The organism is Mesorhizobium sp. M0768 (assembly GCF_040320195.1).
Classification (GTDB): Bacteria; Pseudomonadota; Alphaproteobacteria; order Rhizobiales; family Rhizobiaceae; genus Mesorhizobium.
In genome coordinates, this window is sequence record NZ_JAMYPD010000107.1 from 1 (window position 1) to 820 (window position 820).

Genomic DNA, 820 nt, shown 5'->3' on the forward strand with positions numbered 1-820 from the left:
CACGGCGATGAAATTGCGGCCGGTCGCGCTGTTGACCAGGCGCCAGACGAGCGCCGTGAGCACGATGACCGTGGTCACCGAGAGCAGGTAGCGGCCCGTCGCCTTGTCGAGCGAGAAGCCCGCAACGGCAAGGTGCGGCGCCGAGATCACCCCGGAAGGGTTGTCGTTGGAGAACCACCCGAACTTGGTCAGCGCCCACTGCACGAAGAACTGGGCGGCGAGCGTCGAGACGGCGAGATAGAAGCCGCGCAGGCGCAGGCTCGGCAATCCGAACACGACGCCGATGCCGGCGGCTGAAATCCCGGCCAGGATCATGGTCGCAGCCAGCGGCAGTCCTTCGACCCGAAGGTTGAAATTGTAGGCGGCGAAAGCGCCGACCGCCATGAAGGCGGAGGAGCCCAGCGAAAGCTGGCCGCAATAGCCGGTCAAAAGGTTGAGGCCGACCGCCGCCAGGCTGAGCGCAAGGAACGGCAGCAGGATCGCCTCGACGAGATAGCTCGACGCATAGGCGGGGATCAGGCCGTAGGCCACGGCAATCAGGGCGACGGGCAGAGCTAACCTCTGCCAGTCGATGGGAAGCCTTGCGGCATCGAGCGCTTGCACGGCCATCGGTCAGACCCTTTCGACAGTCTTCTGGCCAAACAGGCCGGAGGGGCGCACCAGCAGGACGACCAGCGCCAGCGCATAGGCGAACCAGCCTTCGATGCCGCCACCGACAAAGGGTCCGAGGTAGACCTCGGCGAGCTTCTCGCTGGCGCCGATGATGAGGCCGCCGACGATGGCGCCGAGGATAGAATCGAAGCCGCCAAGCACCAGCACC

At 65.9% G+C, this 820-nt stretch carries 1 protein-coding gene and 1 pseudogene; both read right to left on the reverse strand.

The window, feature by feature from the left end:
* Positions 1–609 (reverse strand): branched-chain amino acid ABC transporter permease (locus NKI08_RS34525; protein WP_352775981.1); only part of this gene is annotated, 609 nt, incomplete at its 3' end.
* Between the two features lie 3 nt (positions 610–612).
* Positions 613–820, reverse strand: a pseudogene (locus NKI08_RS34530) (branched-chain amino acid ABC transporter permease); the annotation flags it as partial.